Below are 1,762 nucleotides of genomic sequence, written 5' to 3' on the forward strand. Positions count from 1 at the left end.
TAATGATATAATGAAAGAAGATTTATTTGTAAGTAAAGAAAATAGGCTTGAGGAGCATATTGATGTTAGATAATATAAAAAAACAATACTTAATAGATTTAATTGAAAATGATAAACCAATACCAACTGAATTTAAAAGTGACTTATTTCCATTCATAAAAGAAGAGTATGAATTAGTCTATTCTGGTAAAATGAGAGAAGAAGATATATTAGGTAATGAAGATGGAACCTTCCCATTACCTTTACAAGTAGAAAGAGTGTTTAATAAGAATGGATTTGAGTCATTTGAAGATGATTGGAAAAACATGATTGTTTTTGGAGACAACTTGCAGTTTTTAAAGACCATTTACGAAAACAAAGATCCATTAATTAAAGACAAAGTAAAAGGTAAAGTTAAACTTATTTATATTGATCCACCATTTGCAACTCAAGATGAATTTCAAAATCGAGAAGGTGCAAAAGCTTATAATGATAAAAAGCAAGGTGCTGATTTTCTTGAGTTTATAAGACGTAGATTGATACTAGCAAGAGAAATACTTGCAGATGACGGAAGTATTTACGTACATTTAGATCAAAAAATGGGACACTATGTTCAGGCTATAATGGACGAAGTTTTCGGTAAAAATAATTTTGCAAACGAAATAATTTGGAATTATGGAACATATATCGGACAAACAAAAAATAATTTCCCACGAAAACATGACAATATTTATTTTTATAAAAAGGGAATAAAAAATAATTTTACTCCTCTTAGAGACGAGAACTATGAATCAGATGCAAATTTTAAAAGATGGAAAAAGTACTTTAATGAAGAAAATCAGATACGAGGAGATAACTATCCAGCGGAAGACTCAAAGTTTAATGGATATGTAAAAAGATTTAAGGATTTACATGGAAGAAAACCTTCAAAGAATTCGGATATAGTATTAGAAGTCCAAGGCAAAGTGATTGATGATGTCTGGTACATTCAATCTGTAAATCCTTTTGCAAAAGAGAGAATCGACTATCCTACACAAAAACCTGAAGTATTGTTAAAAAGGATCATTGAGGCTTCTACTAATCCTGGTGATTTAGTTCTGGATTTCTTCGGAGGGTCTGGAACGACTATGACAGTTGCTGAGAAATTGGGTAGAAAATGGATCACATGTGATTTAGGGAAATTATCTTATTTCACAATGCAAAAAAGATTACTTAGTATTGATGAAACAAAGGATCTACAAACAGAAGAAATTTATTCTAAAAAACCAAGAGCATTTATGACGAGTAAATTAGGGATGTATGATTTAAGAGAAACTTTAAGTATGGAATGGAGCAAGTATCAGGAATTTGTCTCTCAACTATTTGAATTCAATATCAAAGAAACAATTATAAATGGTGTCCCTTTTGAAGGTAATAAAAGAAGTTTTCCAGTGAAAGTTTTTAATTATGAAAAATTCAAAGAAACTTCTATAGATTCAACTTACTTAAATAATTTAGTTAATTCTCTAGGAAGTAGTGCACCAAGTCGAATATATATAGTAAGTCCATCTTCTAGGGTGAAATTTTTAGCTGACTACGAAGAAATTGAAAATACACGATTTTACTTCTTGGAAGTTCCTTATGAGATGATTGAAGAACTTCATAAAACTCCATTTGTTAAGTTTAGACAACCTAAAAGTAAATCTAAAATTAATGCAATTGAAGAAATGAAAGGATTTCAGTTTATTGATAAACCAGAAGTTTCTTGTAGTTTAATAAAGGATGGAAAAGATGTTAAGTTTAT

The 1,762-nt window shown here is 29.4% G+C and carries 1 protein-coding gene; it reads left to right on the plus strand.

The genetic code is table 11. The features are described from left to right. Window positions 1-62 precede the first annotated feature (62 nt). On the plus strand, window positions 63-1,762 hold a 1,700-nt coding region (locus AX762_RS11880; RefSeq protein ID WP_071849322.1), incomplete at its 3' end, for a DNA methyltransferase.

Source organism: Alkalibacterium sp. 20, from assembly GCF_001885615.1.
Classification (GTDB): domain Bacteria; phylum Bacillota; class Bacilli; order Lactobacillales; family Carnobacteriaceae_A; genus Alkalibacterium.